This is a genomic window from Xanthomonas sp. LMG 12459 (genome assembly GCF_009192905.1).
GTDB lineage: Bacteria > Pseudomonadota > Gammaproteobacteria > Xanthomonadales > Xanthomonadaceae > Xanthomonas_A > Xanthomonas_A sontii.
The window spans coordinates 1-18,959 of sequence record NZ_NSGT01000087.1 but is presented as its reverse complement, the minus strand read 5'-3'; the positions used below and the strand labels follow the sequence as shown (position 1 = coordinate 18,959).

Here is an 18,959-nt window from a genome sequence, read left to right as displayed (position 1 = left end):
TGCCGATATGTAAATTATCCGTTAGCGACCCGAACTCGCCCTGAATCCCAAACCGACCAGTCCATAAATTAAACGCCCCGTTCAGGCGCTTGCGATGCAGTGTTGTGATGCGCGCCGTTGCATTCCAGGCAACAGGAAATTTCAGGACTGTCAGCGCAGGTGGCGACGCCCACCGCGTGCGAGCGGCACGCTACAGCGCGGCAAGCGTCTCGATCGCCGCGCGGACGCGCTGCCTGTCCATGGGCACCACCGAGCGGTGGATGGTCGCGCCTTCGATGAAGGCATCGATGGCGGCGGATGCGGCGACGGAGAACTGCGTTTCCAGGGCGGCCCGGCTCCTGGCCATCCACTGCTGCATGATCGCGGTCATCTCCGGGTGCCGGCGGGCGAACGCATACAGTTCGTAGCTCAGCAGCAGCACCCGCGGGGACGCCGTCCCCTCGGCGAAGATGATGTTCACCACCGCCTCGCAGGCCTGGTCGCGGTTCTGCGCGGTGCGGATTTCGGCGGCGAAGTCGGCGGACACCTCCTGGGAAAATCGGGTGAACGCGGCGACCAGCAGGTCGTGCATCGAGCCGAAATAGTAGGTGGTGGCGCTGAGCGGAACGCCGGCTTCCTCGGCGACCTTGCGGAAGGTGGTGCCCGTGACGCCGTGGTCCAGGATCACCCGCAGCGCGGCCTGCTCGATCGCTTCCTTCCGGTGCGGATCCTGGCGCCAGGTCCTGCCGCTCATGCCTGTCCAACGCTGTCTCGACGAAGGCCGATGATCGCAGGTCGCGGTTGACCCCTCAATTGGTACAGATGTACAAATTCGCCGATGAGGTCGACGAAGGCCATCGCCGCGATGGCGCCTCCGAAACAGCGACGTGAGGAGCAGTGCGATGGCGAATTGCGGGGAGCAGGACGTGGATACCGGTCGTCGGGCGACCCTGGGTGGGCTCGCCGCCGGCAGCGTCGTGCTGGCGAGCGGCGCGCGCGCGGGGGCAGCTTCCGGCTGGGAGGCGGGCACCTGGCTCAACGCGCCCAAGGTCCATCGGATCCTGCCGGGCGGCGTACTCGAGGTCGTCACCGACAAGGGCGGCGATTTCTGGCGCGAAACCCATTACGGGTTCACCCGCGACAGCGGGCATTTCCTCGGCATCGCCGCACCCGCGCGCTTCACCTGCCAATTGCGCGTGCGCGGCAAGTTCGAGCAGCTCTACGATCAGGCCGGCCTCATGGTGCGGGTCGACGAGCGCCGCTGGGTCAAGGCCGGGATCGAACTGAGCGACGGCCGGCCGATGCTCAGCAGCGTGTTGACCGACGGCCGTTCGGACTGGGCCACCGGCTCGTACGAAGCGGACGCGTCGGATTTCTGGATGCGCGCCACCGTGGACAAGGGCGTGCTGCGCCTGCAGGTCTCGCGCGACGGGAGATCCTGGCCGCTGGTGCGGTTGTGCCCATTCCCGGTCGCCTCCTCCTATCTCGTCGGCCCGATGACGTGCACACCGGAACGGGAAGGATTGATGGTCCGCTTCTCCGACTGGAGCCTGGGGCCGGTGCTGGGCAAGGACCTGCACGATCTGTCCTGACGCTTGCAGTGCCGCGGCGCGTGCTGCGCCAGCGATGCAGCGATAGAACATTGGATGGCGCGTTGCCAGGCGACGCGCGCCGTACACTCAGTCGGCGCCGGGAAAGCCCAGTTGCCGCCACGCCTCGAACACCACCACCGCGACCGCGTTGGACAGGTTGAGGCTGCGGTTGTGCGGCTGCATCGGCAGGCGCAGGCGCTGCGCGTCGGGCACTTGCTCCAGCACCGTGTCCGGCAGGCCGCGGGTTTCCGGGCCGAACAGGAAGGCGTCGCCGTCGGCGAAGGCGGGCGTGTCGTAGCGGGTGCTGCTGCGGGTGCTGAGGGCGAACAGGCGGCGCGGGGCGATGGCCTGCAGGGCCGCATCCAGCGATGCATGGACCTGCAATCTTGCGTACTCGTGGTAATCCAGGCCGGCGCGCTTGAGCTGACGGTCGCCGAGGTCGAAGCCCAGCGGCTCGATCAGGTGCAGTTGCGCGCCGGTGTTGGCGCAGAGACGGATGACGTTGCCCGTGTTGGGCGGAATTTCGGGCTGGTACAGCAGAACATGCAGCGTTGGGGTGGCGATCATCGGCGCAGTGTACGCGCCGGCGCGGAGGCCTTGGTGCCGATTCAGCGCACCAGGCCGACCGCCAGGTCCTGGCCCAGCTTCTGCAGGCTCGGCTGCAACTGCAGCATCGCGGTGTCCAGCGTCTCGCCGACCACGTCGCCGATCGCCAGCATGCTGCCCATGTCCGCATCCGGACGCACCTGCACGGTGGCCAGGGTCACCACGTGCTGGCTGGCGGCCTGCTCCTGGTTGCGCTGGGCGATCTGCTCGGCGGAGGGCCGCACCTGCACCGCCGCCAGGGTGGCGATGCGGCTGGACAGTTCGGCGTCGCGCTGGGCGATCTGCTCGGCAGAGGGGCGCACCTGCACCGCCGCCAGGGTGGCGATGCCGCTGGTCTGCTCGACGTTGCGCTGGGCGATCTGGTCGGCCGACGGGCGCACCTGCACGGTCTCCAGGGTGGTGATCTGCGTGGCGGCGAAGGACGGCGCGGCGAGCAGGGCGGCGATGGCGGCGGTCAGGAGCAGGGCGGTGGTCTTCATGGCGGGCCTCGTTGGTGTTGTTGATAAGTGGTGTGGTAGTAATGTAGTACACCTAATCAGGGGTTGCAAGAACTTTTTTGCGCCGGGTTGTTCTATTAAGCTTTCATTCACTTAATGCCGGGGGCTCTTGCGCTTGAGGATGTGTAAGCAGACCGCGTGCCAATTCCAAACTTCTGTTTTTGAAAGAGAATTTTCCTGGGTGATGTGTCCGCGGGCGGACACCCGGGCGCTCGCGTACGCCGGACGCGGACAGCGCGGCGCCGTCGGAGGCGGCAGCCGACCCGCTGATGGGTCGGAGGTGACGCCGTTGCAGAAGGGCGTCAGCGACAACGGCGGACTGCGCGCCGTGCGGTACGCCCGGTACGATCGGCGTTCACCGGCTGTTTCACTCGCCCCAAGGAAGAAGGAATCCGCATGACCGTCTCGACCCGCCCGCGTGGCGCCCTGTTGGCCGTTGCCCTGTCCGTCGCGCTCGGCGCATTGAGCTACGCGCCGCCTTCGACGGCGGCCAGGCCTGCTGCCGCCGCGTCGGTGGATATCGCCTACGAGCAATTCACCCTGCCCAATGGGTTGCGGGTGGTGGTGCACACCGATCGCAAGGCGCCGATCGTGGCGGTCAACCTCTGGTACCACGTCGGCGCCAAGGACGAGCCGGCCGGGCGCACCGGGTTCGCGCATCTGTTCGAGCACCTGATGTTCCAGGGCAGCGAGAACCACCACGGCGAGTTCTTCGAGCCGTTCAAGCAGGTCGGCGTCACCGACCAGAACGGCACCACCAACAGCGACCGCACCAATTACTTCGAGAACGTGCCGACCACCGCGCTGGACATGGCGCTGTGGATGGAGTCGGACCGCATGGGCCACCTGCTCGGCGCCATCGATCAGGCGGCGCTGGACGAGCAGCGCGGGGTGGTGCAGAACGAGAAGCGCCAGGGCGAAAACCAGCCTTACGGGCAGGCCTGGAGCCGGCTGAGTCGCGCGCTGTACCCGGCCGGCCACCCGTACCACCACACCGTCATCGGCTCGATGAACGACCTCAACGCGGCCTCGCTGGCCGACGTGAAGCAGTGGTTCCGCACCTGGTACGGCCCCAACAACGCGGTGCTGGTGCTGGCCGGCGACATCGACGTAGCCACGGCCAAGGAGAAGGTGACGCGCTACTTCGGCGACATCCCGGCCGGCCCGAGCATGGCCCAGCCCAAGGTCGACGTGGCCCAGCGCAGCCAGTCCACCCGCGAGACCATGACCGACAAGGTGCCGCAGACGCGGATCTATCGCGTCTGGAACGTGGCGCAGACCGGCACGGAGGACGTCGACCGCCTGCAACTGCTGGCGCAGGTGCTGGGTGGCGCCACCTCCTCGCGACTGGACCGGCGCCTGGTCCACCAGGACAAGCTGGTGGATATGGTCAGCGCCTCGGTCTGGCCGTCGCAGCTCGGCTCCGGCTTCGGCATCATCGCCATGGTCAAGCAGGGCGTGGACCCGGCCAGGGTCGAGGCGGCGATCGACGAGGAACTGCGCCGGCTGCTGGACAAGGGGCCGGACAAGGCCGAACTGGCGCGCGCCAAGACCGCCTTCCGCGCCGGCTTCATCCGTGGCGTCGAGCGCATCGGCGGCTTCGGCGGCAAGGCTGACGTGCTGGCCGAGTGCGCGGTGTACACCGGCGACCCGGGCTGCTTCCGTACCTCGCTGGCGACCATCGCCGAGACCCGCCCGCGCGATCTCACCGCCGTCGGCCGCAAGTGGCTGGGCAAGGGCGACTACACCCTGCTGGTGCAGCCGGGCGAACGCGTGGCGCAGGCCGAGGAGCCGACGGTGCAACCGGCGCCGCTGAATCCGCCGCCGGTCGATCCCAAGTACCGCACCCTGCCCAGCGTGGTCGACCGCAGCGCCGGCCCGCCCAAGACCACCCAGTTTCCGAAACTGACGTTCCCGACGCTGCAGCGCGCGACGCTGAAGAACGGCACCACGGTGATCCTGGCCGAACGCCACGAGGTACCGGTGGTGCAGTTCAGCTACGAGTTCCAGGGCGGCTACAGCGCCGACCAGGGGCGCAAGCCGGGGACGGCCAACTTCACCATGGGCATGCTCGACGATGGCGCCGGCGAGCGCGATGCGCTGGCGTTCGCCGATGCGGCCGAGGCATTGGGGGCGTCGCTGGCGGCCGGCGCTGCGCTGGACGGCAGCAATGCCTACCTGTCAGCGCTGAAGGAGAACCTGGCGCCGTCGCTGGCGCTGTACGCGGACATGCTGCGGCGGCCGCGCTTCGCGCCGAACGAGATCGAACGGGTCCGCGCCAGCTGGATCGCCAGCATCCGCCAGGAGAAGGCCCAGCCCAACGGCGTGGCGATGCGGGTGCTGCCGCCGCTGCTGTACGGCGTCGGCCATCCCTACGCGATGCCGTTCAGCGGCATCGGCACCGAGGCGGCGATCGCGGCCCTGCAGCGCGAGGATCTGGTCGACTTCCACCGCGACTGGGTGCGCCCGGAGCACGCCACCCTGATCGTGGTCGGCGACACCACCCTGGCCGAGATCGTGCCGCTGCTGGACGCGCAGTTCGGCGACTGGAAGGGCGAAGGGACGGCGCCCTCGGTGCCGGTCCCGGCCCGCGTGGCGCGGCCGGCCAAGCCACGCGTGTACCTGATCGACCAGCCCGGCGCGGTGCAGGCCAACCTGTTCGCCTCCGAACTGGTGCCGCCGACCACCGATCCGGCGGCGGTCCGCTTCGACATCGCCAATGGCGTGATCGGCGGCGACTTCACCTCGCGCCTGAACATGAACCTGCGCGAGAACAAGCATTGGTCCTACGGCGCGCGCAGCGGCGCGGCCAGCGCCCTCGGCCAGCGGCCGTGGACCGCCTCGGCCCCGGTGCAGATCGACAAGACCGCCCCGGCGCTGCAGGAGATGTACAAGGAGATCAGCGCCTTCGCGAGCGGCAAGGCACCGCCGACGGCGGAGGAGGTGACGCGCATCCGCAACATCCAGACCCTGAGCCTGCCGGGCGCCTACGAGACCGCCAGCGCGGTGATGGGCGCGATCGGCGGCATCGTCCGCTATGGCCGCCCCGACGACTACGTGTTCAAGCGCAAGGCCGAGATCGAGGCGATGACCCCGGCGCAGGTGCGCGAGGCGGCGTCGATGCTCGACCCGAACACCTTGACCTGGGTGGTGGTGGGCGACCTCAAGCAGATCGAGGCGCCGGTGCGCGCGCTGAAGCTGGGCGAGGTCACCGTGATCGATGCCGACGGGGTGCCGCAGGGCGCAGCGGCGGTCCCGGCGCCGCGCTGAGTGCGGCAGGTGCGCGTCGGCGATGGCCGGCGCGCGCTGCCTGCCGGCGCCGGCAGGCCGACGGTGTCATGGCCGATTCAGCGTTTTGCGGCACAATCCGGATTCACCTGCCAACGGGCCCGTCCATGCGTCTACCGATCGCCTTCGTCCTGCTCGCCACGCTCGCCGGCTGCACCTGGGTGCCGATGGCGCCGGAAGGCAAAGGGGTACGGGTCCTGCCGCCCGGTCAGGCCGCCAGCGGCTGCGAGAAGCGCGGCGAGGTGGTGGTGTCGGTGAAGAGCAGCGTCGGCTTCTACCAGCGCAACCCGCTGCGGGTGCGCGAGGAGCTGGAGACCCTGGCCCGCAACGAGGCGCCCGGCGTGGGCGCCAACACCGTGCAGGCGATGGGCGACCCGGTCGATGGCGACCAGCGTTTCACCGCCTACCAGTGCGGCGGCCGCTGAACCGCTCAGACCATACGCTTTCCGGGGATTTGTTAAAGATGCGGTAAAACGGTGTAACCGCTAGAATTGGCGCCCCCTCGCCTGACCCTGGCGCACACCTCGATGCTCTTCACCAACGTCTCGATCGCGGGACTGGCGCATATCGACGCGCCGCACACGCTGACCTCCAAGCAGATCAACGCGCGCCTGCAGCCTACCCTGGACCGGCTGCGGATCCGTGCCGACGTGCTCGGCGACATCGCCGGCGTCCACGCGCGGCGCATGTGGGACCAGGACCTGCAGGCGTCCGACGTGGCGACGCTGGCGGCACGCAAGGCGATGGGCGATGCGGGCATCGAGGCGGGGCAGGTCGGGCTGCTGGTCAACACGTCGGTGAGTCGCGATTACCTGGAGCCGTCCACCGCCAGCATCGTCGCCGGCAATCTGGGCGTGAGCGAGCAGTGCATGACCTTCGACGTCGCCAATGCCTGCCTGGCCTTCATCAACGGCATGGACATCGCGGCGCGCATGATCGAGCGTGGCGATATCGACTATGCGATGGTGGTCGATGGCGAGACCGCCAACCTGGTGTACGAGAAGACCCTGGAGCGGATGGCCTCGCAGGACCTGACCGCCGACGCCTTCCGCGACGAAATGGCGACCCTGACCCTGGGTTGCGGTGCGGTGGCGATGGTGATGGCGCGTACCGACCTGGCACCGGATGCGCCGCGCTACCGCGGTGGCGTGACCCGCTCGGCCACGCAGTGGAACACCCTGTGCCGGGGCAACATGGACCGCATGGTCACCGACACCCGCATGCTGCTGATCGAAGGCCTCAAGCTGGGCCAGAAGACCTTCGCCGCCGCGCGGCAGGCGCTGGGGTGGGCGGTGGACGAACTGGACCAGTTCGTCATCCACCAGGTCAGCCTCCCGCACACCAAGGCCTTCATGAAGAGCTTCGGGATCGACCAGAAGAAGGTCATGACCATCTTCGGCGAATACGGCAACATCGGCCCGGCCAGCGTGCCGATCGTGTTGAGCAAGCTGCGCGAGCTGGGTCGCCTGAAGAAGGGCGACCGGATCGCGTTGATGGGCATCGGCTCGGGCTTGAACTGCTCGATGGCCGAGGTGGTTTGGTAAGCGAGGCATGCACTGCGGTGCACCCTGTTGCAAACATGCATAATTTCCTTCTGAAATTATGCATGTTCATGCAGAAATGCATCTAAACTCCGCTTTTCTTTGCATGTGGCGGCCTCGATGCCCCTCTCTGCCTTACAGCAGCTGGATCCGGCCCGCTTCGACACCACGGCGATCCTGAAGCGACTCACGATCGCCAGCCGCAGTCTGGCGGAACTGAAAGGTGTCGCCGCCAGCATCCCGAATCAGAACATCCTGATCAATACGCTGACCCTGCAGGAAGCCCGGGACAGTTCGGCGATCGAAAACATCGTCACCACCCACGATGACCTGTATCGCGAAGACGATCCGGCCGATGCGACCGGCACCGCGATCAAGGAAGTGCTGCGTTATCGGCAGGCGCTGCGTGCGGGATTCGAGCAGGTGCGGACATCGGGGTTGCTGACCCTCAACACGGTCGTCGACATCCAAGAGCAGCTCGAATGCAATCGTGCAGGTTTCCGCAAACTGCCTGGGACGGCATTGCGTGACGGGCTGGGGCGCGTGGTCTACGAACCGCCGCAAGGCGCTGACGATGTCGTCCGCCTCATGGGCGAACTGGAGCGCTTCATTCACGATGCACCGCCATTCATGGCAGATCCGCTGGTGAAGATGGCGCTGATCCATCACCAGTTCGAAAGTATCCATCCGTTCTACGACGGCAATGGCCGTACCGGGCGCATCCTCAACGTGCTGTACCTGGTCAAGGAGCGCCTGCTCGATATTCCAGTGCTGTACCTCAGCCGGCACATCGTCCGGACCAAGCCCGAGTATTACCGGCTGTTGCAGGCGGTGCGCGAAGACGATGCCTGGGAAGACTGGGTGCTGTACATGCTCGATGCCGTCGCCATCACCGCGGCCGAAACTGTCGCCACCATCGTCGCGATCAAGGCGTTGTTGCAGGAGACCAAACAGCGCGTGCGCGAGACCTACCGTTTCTACAGTCAGGACCTGATCAACAACCTGTTCAACCATCCGTACACGCGGGTGGAGTTCGTGCAACGCGATCTGAGCGTCTCGCGTCTGACCGCCACCAAGTATCTCGATCTCCTTGCGCAGGACGGAGTACTGGAGAAGCGCCGGGTCGGCCGCAACAACTACTATGTGAATCTCCCTCTGTTCGAGTTGCTCGGGCGCGGCGCCGAGACAACGGCCTCCGCCTGAAACGTCACGGCGCTTTCGCCATCGGTGCAGCGTCGCGAGCGATGCAACATTCCACTGTCTCCATCCGAGAAGCGCCCCGCATGAACTACCCCGGCTATCCCTTCACCCCGCAGCGCTTCCAGGTCCGCCCGGGGCTGCACATGTCCTATCTCGACGAAGGCCCACGCGACGGCGAGGTGGTGGTGATGCTGCATGGCAATCCGTCGTGGAGCTATCTGTGGCGCACGCTGGTGAGCGGGCTGTCGGACCGCTACCGCTGCATCGTGCCCGACCACATCGGCATGGGCCTGTCGGACAAGCCGGACGATGCGCCGGGCGCGCGGCCGGGCTACGACTACACCCTGCAGTCGCGCGTGGACGACCTGGATGCGTTGCTGCGGCATCTGCGCATCGACGGGCCGGTAACGCTGGCGGTGCACGACTGGGGCGGCATGATCGGTTTCGGCTGGGCGCTGTCGCACCATGCGCAGGTGCGGCGCTTGGTCATCACCAATACCGCGGCGTTCCCGCTGCCGGCGGCCAAGCCGATGCCGTGGCAGATCGCGATGGGCCGGCACTGGCGCCCGGGCGAGTGGTTCATCCGCACGTTCAATGCGTTCTCTTCGGGCGCGTCGTGGCTGGGCGTGTCGCGACGCATGCCCGCCGCTGTGCGTCGCGCCTACGTGGCGCCGTACGACAATTGGGCCAACCGCATTTCCACGATCCGCTTCATGCAGGACATTCCGCTGTCGCCGGCCGACAAGGCCTGGTCGCTGCTGGCGCGGGCCGAGCAGGCATTGCCGTCGTTCGCCGACCGCCCCGCCTTCATCGGCTGGGGCCTGCGCGACATCTGCTTCGACCATCATTTCCTGGAAGGCTTCCGCCGCGCGTTGCCGCAGGCCGAGGTGATGGCCTTCGAGGATGCCAACCACTACGTGCTGGAAGACAAGCACGAAGTGCTGGTGCCGGCGATCCGCCGGTTTCTGGACGCACATCCGCTGTCCTGAGCACGCACGCCGGCCAGATCCGGCGTCTTCCTGCGGCGCGCATTATCGGCGCGCCGCACATGAAGGAAGGGGATTGCCGCCGGTTGCGCCATGATGCCGCCGCCGGCGTTGCGCCGTGGATCGTCTACACGGGCGCGCGCAAACTGCTACCGATTGCCGTGATGCAACATTGTTGGCTGGGTACAGTCGCCGCCGACGTGCGCGTCGCGCGGAAGCGGACGCTGCACGCAATCGGACAGGAGACAGAGAGTGAAAGCGATGGCGATGGCGATGCTGTTGACGGCGATGAGCGTGCCTGGTGCGCATGCGGAAGACCTGACCACGTCCGCGGACGGCAAGACGCTGACGGTCGGATTCGGCCAGCCCACCTGGAAGCAGGTGCTGCACTACCGCAAGCTGTACGACAAGAAGCCGTTCCCCGATGCGGAGATCTACTACTACAGCAACGGCATGTACAAGATCATCTCGCAGGGCGAGAACCACTACGGCGTGTACGTGCTGCAGGGCAGCTTCGACGACCAGACCTACACGATCCGCTTCATCTCGCTGCCGTCCGAGGACTGGGGCAACAAGACCGCCTTCCACCAGCTGACTTTCATCCGTGGCGAGGACAGGAACGTCTTCATCCAGAACGCGATCGTCGACACCGGCGAGGCCATCGCCCAGCAGAACGGCACCTACACCCTGGAAAAGAACACCGTGACCAATCCGGTGCCGACGGCGTGGAAGCACCGCTGAGCCGATGCGGTGCGCGTTCGCCGTGCTTCGGATGCCGCCAGGATGGGTGTTTGCACGGGTTCGCGTAGGAGCGGCTACAGCCGCGACCGGGCGTTGCCGGGAACGCGGGGCGCGGCTGATCCCACGGCGGCAAGGGCCGCTGCTACGGCCTCCCTGCCATGCTGGCGGCGCCGCCGCTCAGGCGTCCGGTAGATTGCGTTCGACCACGCCGTCCCAGTCGGCCAGGGTCAGCAGCGGCAGGCCGTGCGCCAGCCGCGACTTGTCGCACTGCGCGCTGCGTTCGCCGAACTCCAGCGAGGCCGGCACCGCGGCGCACACCGACGGCCGCCGCTCGTGGATGCTGCAGCGACTGTAGCGGCCGATGTCCGCGTCCAGGGCGATGCAGCGCGGCTGCGCCTGCGAGGTGCCGCGCATCACCCGCTCATGGGTGCGCAGCGGTTCGGTCAGCTCGAACGGGACCCTGCCGCCCAGCGCGGGATCGGCTTCGCTCCAGTGGAAACTGACGCGGAAGTAGGCGCAGCAGGCGCCGCAGGTGAGACAGGGATGGGACATGGCGGCCGGGCCTTGCGCGGCGAACAGCGTGGGGGGCGCGGCATTCTGACCGAACCGGGGCGCGCTGCAAGCACGCCGGCATTCAGCCGCGGCGGCCGCGGCCGGGGTGTCGGCTGCGGCCGGGCGCATCAGCGATAATCGGCGCATGACCACGACCTGCAACATCGCGGCGACGCTGCCGCGGCTGGCGCGCGAGCGCCCGGACCAGATCGCCATGCGCTGCCCCGGCCGGCCCGGCCCCGGCGGCATGGCGGCCTACGACGTGACCCTGAGCTATGCGCAGCTGGACGCGCGCAGCGATGCCATCGCCGCCGGCCTGGGCGCCTACGGCATCGGCCGCGGCACCCGCACGGTGGTGATGGTGCGGCCGTCGCCGGAGTTCTTCCTGCTCATGTTCGCGCTGTTCAAGGCCGGCGCGGTGCCGGTGCTGGTCGATCCGGGCATCGACCGGCGCGCGCTCAAGCAATGCCTGGACGAGGCACAGCCGGACGCCTTCATCGGCATTCCGCTGGCGCAACTGGCGCGGCGCCTGCTCGGCTGGGCGCGCTCGGCGAAACGGATCGTCACCGTCGGCCGGCGCTGGGCCTGGGGCGGCACCACGCTGGCGCAGATCGAGCGCGCCGGCCAGGGCGCCGGCAGCCAGCTCGCAGACACGGCCGCGGACGACGTCGCCGCGATCCTGTTCACCAGCGGCTCCACCGGCGTGCCAAAGGGCGTGGTCTACCGGCACCGGCATTTCGTCGGCCAGATCGAGCTGATGCGCAATGCCTTCGACATGCAGCCCGGCGGGATCGACCTGCCGACTTTCCCGCCGTTCGCGCTGTTCGACCCGGCGCTGGGGCTGACCTCGGTGATCCCGGACATGGACCCGACGCGTCCGGCCAAGGTCGACCCGCGCAAGCTGCACGATGCGATGCAGCGCTTCGGCGTGACCCAGCTGTTCGGCTCGCCGGCCCTGATGCGGGTGCTGGCCGACTACGGCAAGCCGTTGACCAACGTGCGCTGCGCCACCTCGGCCGGCGCGCCGGTGCCGCCGGACGTGGTGGCGCGGATCCGTAGCCTGCTGCCGGAGGACGGCCAGTTCTGGACGCCCTACGGCGCCACCGAGTGCCTGCCGGTGGCGGTGATCGAGGGCCGCGAGTTGCAGGACACGCGTGCTGCGACCGAGCGCGGTGCCGGCACCTGCGTCGGCACGGTGGTGCCGCCCAACCAGGTGCGCATCATCGCCATCGACGACGCCGCGATTCCCGAGTGGAGCGGCGTGCACGAAGTCCCCACCGGCACGGTCGGCGAGATCACCGTGGCCGGGCCGACCGCCACCGACACCTATTTCAACCGCGATGCGGCCACGCGCCTGGCCAAGATCCGCGAACGCCTGGACGACGGCAGCGAGCGCGTCGTGCACCGCATGGGCGACGTCGGCTATTTCGACGCGCAGGGCCGGCTGTGGTTCTGCGGGCGCAAGACCCAGCGCGTGGAAACCGCGCAGGGACCGCTGTACACCGAACAGGTGGAGCCGATCTTCAACGCGCTGCCGGGCATCGGCCGCACCGCCCTGGTCGGCATCGGCGAGCCGGGGCAGCAGCGCCCGGTGCTGTGCTACGAGCTGGAAGTGGGCGCCATGCTCTCGAGCGGTCCTGAACTGCAGACGCTGCAGCAGCGACTGCGCGATACCGCTGCCGCGCATGCGCACACGGCCGGCATCGTCGACTTCCTGAGCCACCCGGGCTTTCCGGTGGACATCCGCCACAACGCCAAGATCGGCCGCGAGAAGCTGGCGCTGTGGGCCGCGGAACAGCGCAAATGAGCGCGCGCAGCATGTGCACCGGCGCGCCTGCGCAGCAGGACACCGTTGGCGCGGCGCATGGCCGGCCCCAGAATGGCCGCCCTGATCATGGAGTGTGGCGATGAAGATCGTGGTGACCGGTGGCGGTGGATTCCTGGGCCAGGCGCTGTGCCGCGGGTTGGTGGCGCGCGGGCACCAGGTGGTCAGCTACAACCGCGGGCACTACCCGGAACTGCAGGCCTTGGGCGTGGCCCAGGTGCGGGGCGATCTGGTCGACGCGCAGGCGCTGCAGCATGCGCTGGCCGGCGCCGATGCGGTGTTCCACAACGCCGCCAAGGCCGGTGCCTGGGGCAGCTACGACAGCTATTACCAGCCCAACGTGGTCGGCACCGAGAACGTGCTGGCGGCCTGCCGCCTGCACGGCGTGTCGCGTTTGGTCTACACCTCCACACCGAGCGTGACCCACCGCGCCACCCATCCAGTCGAAGGCCTGGGCGCGGACCAGGTGCCCTACGGCGAGGATTTCCAGGCGCCGTACGCGGCGACCAAGGCGATCGCCGAACGCATGGTGCTCGCCGCCAACGACGCGCAGCTGGCGGTGGTGGCGCTGCGCCCGCGGCTGATCTGGGGGCCGGGCGACAACCAGATCCTGCCCAAGCTGGTCGCGCGGGCGCAGGCCGGGCGCGTGCGTCTGGTCGGCAGCGGCGACAACAAGGTCGATTCCACCTACATCGACAACGCCGCACAGGCGCACTTCGACGCCTTCGAGCACCTGGCGGTGGGCGCGCCCTGCGCCGGCAAGGCCTACTTCATTTCCAACGGCGAGCCGCTGCCGATGCGCGTGCTGCTCAACAAGCTGCTCGCCGCGGTCGGCGCGCCGACGGTGACCAGGACGCTCTCGTTTAAGGCCGCCTACCGCATCGGTGCCGCCTGCGAAACCCTGTGGCCGCTGCTGCGCCTGCGCGGCGAGCCGCCGCTGACGCGGTTCCTGGCCGAGCAGCTGTGCACCCCGCACTGGTACAGCATGGAGCCGGCGCGGCGCGACTTCGGCTACGTGCCGCAGGTAAGCATTGATCAGGGATTGCAGCGGCTGGCGTCGTCATGGCGCCACGACACGTCCGTCACCCGCTGACGACCGCGCGTTTCCGAAGATGATGCCGCGCCGATTCGGCACGACAACCTTCTGGACATTGCCATGCTGCATTACGCCATCATCTTCTTCGTGATCGCCATCATCGCCGCCGTGCTCGGTTTCAGCGGCATCGCCGGCGCGGCGACCAACATCGCCTGGATCCTGTTTGTGGTGTTCCTGATCCTGGCGGTGATCTCGATGTTCCGCCGCGGCAAGGTGTAGTCCGCAGCGACAATCCAACGTCGATACTTGCCCGCGGCGCCCTGCGTCGCGGGCAAGTCGCTTCTGGGGTAGACGCTGCGGTGTACCGGCTCCACCGGAGTAGCCGCGTAGCGAAGCGCGGCGGCGCGCAGGCTAGGCGCAGTTCGGACTTTCCTGAGCAAGCACCTGGGCGGCGCGCAGGCGCAGTAGCGGCGCGCGGCGCAGCGGGCGGGACATCTGTCTCGCCCCGCGCACGGCCTTGCGACGTGTCTGCCGCTAGAATGCGGGGATGTCTGGATCCCCCCTCGATGCTCTCAAGCCCCTGGCCGGCCGCGCGCTGGAAGCGGCGCTCAATCGCGCGCTGGCGCTGGACCCGGAAACCGGCGAGGCCCTGCGCGACCTCGACGGCCAGCGCGTGGCGCTGACCCTGGAGGCGCCGGCGCTGGCGCTGCAGATCCGTGTCGACGGTACGCACCTGCGGGTCGGCCCGGTGGATCCGGCGCAGGAGCCGGAGCTGGCGGTGCGCAGCACCCTCGGCGGCCTGCTCGCGCAGTTGCCGTTCCTGGCGCAGGCGCGGCGCCCCGGCGGCCCCGGCGGGCGGGTGCGGGTCTCCGGCGATGCCGAACTGGCGCGGCGCCTGCAGCAGTTGGCGACGCGCTTCGATCCGGATTGGCAGCGGCCGTTCGTGCAGGTGTTCGGCGAGGTGCTCGGCGTGCAGGTGGCCAACACCGCGCGCTCGGCCCTGCAGCAGGCCCGACGCAGTGCGCAGGACCTGGCGCAGAGCGCGGCCGAGTACGTGACCGAGGAGTCGCGCGACGTGGTCGCGCGCGCCGAGCTGGAGGCTTTCTACGACGACGTCGACGTGCTGCGCGACGACATCGAACGCCTGGCCGCGCGCGTGGCGCGGCTGCAGCCGGAGCGCGGCGCATGAAGGCGATGTTCCGCGCCAGCCGCATCGGTCGGGTGATCCTGCGCTATCGCCTGGACGACCTGCTCGACGGCACCCCGGCCGAGCGTTGGTTGCGCCTGGCCAAGCCGTTCGTGCCGCGCGCCAGCCCCGACATCGCCGCACAGTCGCGCGGCGCCCGGCTGCGCCTGGCGCTGCAGGACCTGGGGCCGATCTTCGTCAAGTTCGGGCAGATCCTCTCCACCCGCCGCGACCTGATGCCGCCGGACGTGGCCGAGGAACTGACCCTGCTGCAGGACCGGGTGCGCCCGTTCGACGGCGAGGCGGCGCGGCGCATCGTCGAGCAGGCGCTGGGCCGGCCGATCGCGGTGGCGTTCGCGACCTTCGATACCGAACCGCTGGCCTCGGCCTCGATCGCGCAGGTGCACGCGGCCACGCTGCACGACGGCCGCGAAGTGGTGGTCAAGGTGCTGCGCCCGGACATCGAGCGGCAGATCGACGCCGACATCGCCTTGCTGAAATCGGCCGCTGCGCTGGTCGAACGCACCCATCCACGCGCCGACAAGATCCGCCCGCGCGAGGTGGTGGCCGAGATCGAGACCACCCTGGCCGCGGAGCTGGACCTGCAGCGCGAGGGCGCCAACGCCAGCGTGTTGCGCCGTTTCTGGCTGCACTCGGACGACCTCTACGTGCCGGAGGTGATCTGGACCCACACCGCCGAGCGCGCACTGACCCTGGAGCGGGTGCGCGGCATCCCCTCCGACGACATCGCCTCGCTGGACGCCGCCGGCATCGACCGCCGCGCGCTGGCGGCCAAGGGCGTGCGGGTGTTCTACACCCAGGTGTTCCGCGACAACTTCTTCCATGCCGATGCGCACGCCGGCAACATCTGGGTCGACAGCGACCCGGCGCGCCGCGACAACCCGCGCTTCATCGCGCTGGACTTCGGCATCATGGGCCAGCTCTCGCAGGAAGATCAGTACTACCTGGCCGAGAACTTCATGGCCATCTTCAACAAGGATTACCGGCGCATGGCCGAGCTGCACGTGGAGGCCGGCTGGATGCCCGCCAACGTGCGCATCGACGAGCTGGAGGCGGCGGCGCGCTCGGTGTGCGAGCCGTACTTCACCCGGCCGCTGTCGCAGATCTCGCTGGCCGAGGTGCTGATCAAGCTGTTCCGCGTGGCCCAGCGCTACCAGCTGACCCTGCAGCCGCAACTGATCCTGCTGCAGAAGACCCTGCTCAACATCGAAGGCGTCGGCCGCCAGCTCGACCCGGAACTGGACATCTGGGCGGTGGCGCGGCCGGTGCTCGAACGCATCCTCATCGAGCGCTACAGCCCGCAGCGCGCGCTGCACGAACTGCGCAAGCGCCTGCCGGAGATCATGACCCACGCGCCGGACATGCCGCGGCTGATCCACGGCTGGCTGCGCCAGCAGGTCGAGGGCCGGCACGAACTGTCGATGCGCTCGCGCGACCTGTTCGAACTCAACCTGCTGGTGCGGCGCATGCAGCGGCGGGTGGTGGCGGCGATCGCCGGCGTCGGCCTGCTCACCGTGGCCACGCTGCTGTACGCGCTCGACGCGGGCGGGCCGCAGCTGGGCGGGGTGTCGCTGTGGGCCTGGATCAGCGGCGGTGCCGGCACCGCGGCCTTGCTGTCGGCGTGGTGGCGGCGCTGAGCGTGGCGGCGCTGGATCGCGCGCGGCTGCACGCGGTGCGCGCCGAACTCGGTGAGGAAGGTCCGCGTCACGATGCAGGCCAGCCCGAGCGCGCGCAGCGCCTGCTCAATATCACCCCGGAGACCGGCGAACTGCTGGCGGTGCTGGTGCGCGCCACGGGGGCGCGGCGGGTGCTGGAGATCGGCACGTCCAACGGCTATTCCACGCTGTGGCTGGCCGAGGCCGCGGCGGCACTGGGTGGCGGCGTGACCACGCTGGAATATGCCGCGCACAAGATCGCGCTGGCGCAGCGCAACTTCGCCCACGCCGACGTGGAGGGCTGCGTCGATCTGATCCACACCGATGCCGGCGCGTGGCTGGCCGCTGCGGGTTCGGCCACGTTCGACTTGGTGTTCCTGGATGCCGAGCGCACGCTGTATTGCCACTGGTGGCCGCAGCTGCGTCGCGTGTTGCGGCCGGGCGGTCTGCTGGTCGTGGACAACGCGCTGTCGCACGCGACGGAGATGGCGCCGTTCGCCGCGCTGTTGCAGGCCGATGCCGCGTTCACCTGCACCACGCTGCCCGTCGGCAACGGCGAACTGCTGGCGGTCAAGGACGCGTAGGCGCAGCGCGGCGGCGTGCCTGCCCGCGACGTGCGTCGTCGGGTCAAGCAACCGTCGGCGCGAGCTGCAGCCACGTCGTCATCGGTGCCATGGGTGCCGTTGTCGTGAGCGAGGTCATGGCTCAGTGCAGCGGGCACTGCCGCTCGGCGCCACCTGCATGCGTGTCTCGTTGCCTGCAATGCGCATTGTCGCGCCGCGGCACGGCGCGGATAATCCGGCAGTGAATACCGACGCCGATTCCCTGCAGATCCTCTATCAAGACCCACTGCTCGCCGTGGTCGACAAGCCCGCCCGGCTGATGGTCCACGACAGCAAGCTCGCCCGCGGCGAGGACGATTTCCTCGCCGACCGTCTGCGCGCACAGCTGGGTCGGCCGATCTTCCTGGTGCACCGGCTCGACCGCGCCACCAGCGGCTGCCTGCTGCTGGCCTTCGACCGCGACACCGCCAGCGCGCTGGGCAAGGCGCTGATGGGGGGCGAGGTGGACAAGGACTACCTGGCGATCTGCCGCGGCTGGCCGGCCGAAGACCGCTTCGAGGTCGACCACGACCTCGACGGCGGCCCTGGCAAGCCGCTGAAGAAACCGGCGCAGACCCGCTTCGCGCGCCTGGCCTGCGGCGAACTGCAGGTACCGTCGGGCGAGTTCGCCACCTCGCGCTATGCGCTGCTGCGCTGCAGTCCGGTGACCGGGCGCTTCCGGCAGATCCGCCGCCACCTGAAGCATCTCTCGCATCACCTGATCGGCGACACCAGCCACGGCGATGGCCGCCACAACCGCATCTTCCGCATGCAGGGCGTGCATCGCATGCTGCTGCACGCCGAACGTTTGGCGTTTCCGCATCCGGACGGCCATCGGATCACGGTGACGGCGCCGCTGGATGCGGAATTCGTGCGGGCGTTCGGGTTGTTCGGATGGGATGCGGCGCCGTGGCGGGTGGATGCGAGTAGGTAAGCAGTGGGATAGCGGATCGGTGAGTGCACATGGTCTGTACCGCTGCGTCGATCATCTCGGTGAAAGCATCGACGTTCGTTGACGCAAGTCACGTGGTCTCATCACAATGCGGCCGATCGGGGGAGAAACGCCGCCAGGCGTCGCAGCGCATGCGTGCGGGGAAAGCGCTGCAGTTTGGCGTTCGACGCGCGAAAGCGATGCCCGGTTCGCGCTGAGGTCGGAAAGCGCACACTACCGGATGTGGCAAGTGGTCAGGCTCGACTGCGCTTCTGCGTGTGTCGCGCATCGACTGAAGTGGATGTCTAACAAAGGGGGAAGACATGAAACAAACGCGCGCACCCTGGTCGGTGGGGCTACTTTTTTTGGGCGCTGCCGCGCTGGCGCAGGCGGAGCCTACGAGCGATCTGGTGAGCGTCGTTTCGCTCCGGCCCTATATCGGCGACTCGATGGTCTACATCGAGGTGGATTCGGACGCCTTATGCGGCACGCTCACGTTCACCATCGATACCTCGCAGCCCAACGGCAAGGAGGTGTACGCCGCGGCGATGACGGCGCTCACCACCGGCAAGAAGGTGCGTTTGGAGGTGCCGACGAGTATCGGTTGCAAAGGCTGGGGTAGCAAACTGCAGTCGATCTACATCTACCGGTAGCACGAGCCACGTAACAGCTTTTTTTCTGCACTGTTCCGCCCAACCAACGTAGGAGTCAACTGTCATGC

The 18,959-nt window shown here is 68.4% G+C and carries 19 protein-coding genes; 15 read left to right on the top strand and 4 right to left on the bottom strand.

Annotation, left to right across the window (positions count from 1 at the left end; all coding sequences use genetic code 11):
* Positions 1–190: 190 nt before the first annotated feature.
* On the bottom strand, positions 191–733 hold the full coding sequence (locus CEK65_RS17485) for a TetR family transcriptional regulator (protein ID WP_152182519.1): 543 nt from the start codon (positions 731–733) through the stop codon (positions 191–193).
* Positions 734–881: 148 nt separating this feature from the next.
* Here CEK65_RS17485 and CEK65_RS17480 point away from each other — a divergent pair, with 148 nt between their 5' ends.
* The gene (locus CEK65_RS17480) at positions 882–1,571 is read left to right on the top strand and encodes a DUF1349 domain-containing protein (protein ID WP_152182518.1); all 690 of its coding nucleotides are present in this window, start codon (positions 882–884) and stop codon (positions 1,569–1,571) included.
* A gap of 87 nt (positions 1,572–1,658) precedes the next feature.
* Here CEK65_RS17480 and CEK65_RS17475 read toward each other — a convergent pair whose 3' ends face one another.
* A complete protein-coding gene (locus CEK65_RS17475; protein ID WP_017907740.1) occupies positions 1,659–2,138 on the bottom strand; it encodes a tRNA (cytidine(34)-2'-O)-methyltransferase in 480 nt (159 codons plus the stop codon).
* A 41-nt stretch (positions 2,139–2,179) separates the two neighbouring features.
* Positions 2,180–2,656: a hypothetical protein gene (locus CEK65_RS17470; protein ID WP_152182517.1), complete on the bottom strand. Its 477-nt coding sequence runs from the start codon at positions 2,654–2,656 to the stop codon at positions 2,180–2,182.
* Positions 2,657–3,070: 414 nt separating this feature from the next.
* Between CEK65_RS17470 and CEK65_RS17465 the strand changes: the two genes are divergently transcribed.
* The 6 genes from CEK65_RS17465 (at position 3,071) to CEK65_RS17440 (ending at position 10,430) form a co-directional block, all read left to right on the top strand.
* A complete protein-coding gene (locus CEK65_RS17465) occupies positions 3,071–5,944 on the top strand; it encodes a pitrilysin family protein (protein ID WP_152182516.1) in 2,874 nt (957 codons plus the stop codon).
* 125 nt (positions 5,945–6,069) lie between these two features.
* Positions 6,070–6,387, top strand: coding sequence for a DUF4156 domain-containing protein (locus CEK65_RS17460; protein ID WP_017907737.1), 318 nt, complete (start codon positions 6,070–6,072; stop codon positions 6,385–6,387).
* A gap of 102 nt (positions 6,388–6,489) precedes the next feature.
* Positions 6,490–7,506 carry a 3-oxoacyl-ACP synthase III gene (locus CEK65_RS17455; protein ID WP_017907736.1) on the top strand — a complete coding sequence of 339 codons (1,017 nt, stop codon included), beginning with the start codon at positions 6,490–6,492 and terminating at the stop codon, positions 7,504–7,506.
* A 117-nt stretch (positions 7,507–7,623) separates the two neighbouring features.
* Complete coding sequence (locus CEK65_RS17450; protein ID WP_152182515.1) at positions 7,624–8,706, top strand: Fic family protein; 1,083 nt, start codon at positions 7,624–7,626, stop codon at positions 8,704–8,706.
* An 80-nt stretch (positions 8,707–8,786) separates the two neighbouring features.
* Positions 8,787–9,692, top strand: coding sequence for an alpha/beta fold hydrolase (locus CEK65_RS17445; RefSeq protein ID WP_152182514.1), 906 nt, complete (start codon positions 8,787–8,789; stop codon positions 9,690–9,692).
* A gap of 258 nt (positions 9,693–9,950) precedes the next feature.
* The gene (locus tag CEK65_RS17440; RefSeq protein WP_017907733.1) at positions 9,951–10,430 is read left to right on the top strand and encodes a hypothetical protein; all 480 of its coding nucleotides are present in this window, start codon (positions 9,951–9,953) and stop codon (positions 10,428–10,430) included.
* 177 nt (positions 10,431–10,607) lie between these two features.
* Here the strand turns inward: CEK65_RS17440 and CEK65_RS17435 are convergent, their stop codons facing one another.
* On the bottom strand, positions 10,608–10,982 hold the full coding sequence (locus CEK65_RS17435; RefSeq protein ID WP_017911452.1) for a YkgJ family cysteine cluster protein: 375 nt from the start codon (positions 10,980–10,982) through the stop codon (positions 10,608–10,610).
* A 145-nt stretch (positions 10,983–11,127) separates the two neighbouring features.
* Between CEK65_RS17435 and oleC the strand changes: the two genes are divergently transcribed.
* The 8 genes from oleC to CEK65_RS17395 all read left to right on the top strand — a co-directional run bounded on the left by oleC (position 11,128) and on the right by CEK65_RS17395 (position 18,891).
* Positions 11,128–12,789 carry an olefin beta-lactone synthetase gene (oleC, locus tag CEK65_RS17430; RefSeq protein ID WP_152182513.1) on the top strand — a complete coding sequence of 554 codons (1,662 nt, stop codon included), beginning with the start codon at positions 11,128–11,130 and terminating at the stop codon, positions 12,787–12,789.
* Positions 12,790–12,889: 100 nt separating this feature from the next.
* Positions 12,890–13,900: a 2-alkyl-3-oxoalkanoate reductase gene (oleD, locus tag CEK65_RS17425; protein ID WP_152182512.1), complete on the top strand. Its 1,011-nt coding sequence runs from the start codon at positions 12,890–12,892 to the stop codon at positions 13,898–13,900.
* Between the two features lie 63 nt (positions 13,901–13,963).
* Complete coding sequence (locus CEK65_RS17420) at positions 13,964–14,122, top strand: DUF1328 domain-containing protein (RefSeq protein ID WP_003468167.1); 159 nt, start codon at positions 13,964–13,966, stop codon at positions 14,120–14,122.
* Between the two features lie 268 nt (positions 14,123–14,390).
* Entirely contained in the window at positions 14,391–15,032 is a 642-nt protein-coding gene (locus CEK65_RS17415; RefSeq protein ID WP_017911448.1) for an SCP2 sterol-binding domain-containing protein, read from the top strand.
* Positions 15,029–16,687 (top strand): ubiquinone biosynthesis regulatory protein kinase UbiB, encoded by a 1,659-nt coding sequence (ubiB, locus tag CEK65_RS17410; protein WP_017911447.1) that lies wholly within the window; start codon positions 15,029–15,031, stop codon positions 16,685–16,687. The genes CEK65_RS17415 and ubiB overlap by 4 nt, the downstream gene beginning before the upstream one ends.
* A gap of 26 nt (positions 16,688–16,713) precedes the next feature.
* Positions 16,714–17,289 carry a class I SAM-dependent methyltransferase gene (locus CEK65_RS17405; RefSeq protein ID WP_193314826.1) on the top strand — a complete coding sequence of 192 codons (576 nt, stop codon included), beginning with the start codon at positions 16,714–16,716 and terminating at the stop codon, positions 17,287–17,289.
* 178 nt (positions 17,290–17,467) lie between these two features.
* Entirely contained in the window at positions 17,468–18,241 is a 774-nt protein-coding gene (locus CEK65_RS17400; RefSeq protein ID WP_193314825.1) for a pseudouridine synthase, read from the top strand.
* A 320-nt stretch (positions 18,242–18,561) separates the two neighbouring features.
* A complete protein-coding gene (locus tag CEK65_RS17395; RefSeq protein WP_152182509.1) occupies positions 18,562–18,891 on the top strand; it encodes a hypothetical protein in 330 nt (109 codons plus the stop codon).
* The last annotated feature ends 68 nt before the right edge of the window (positions 18,892–18,959 follow it).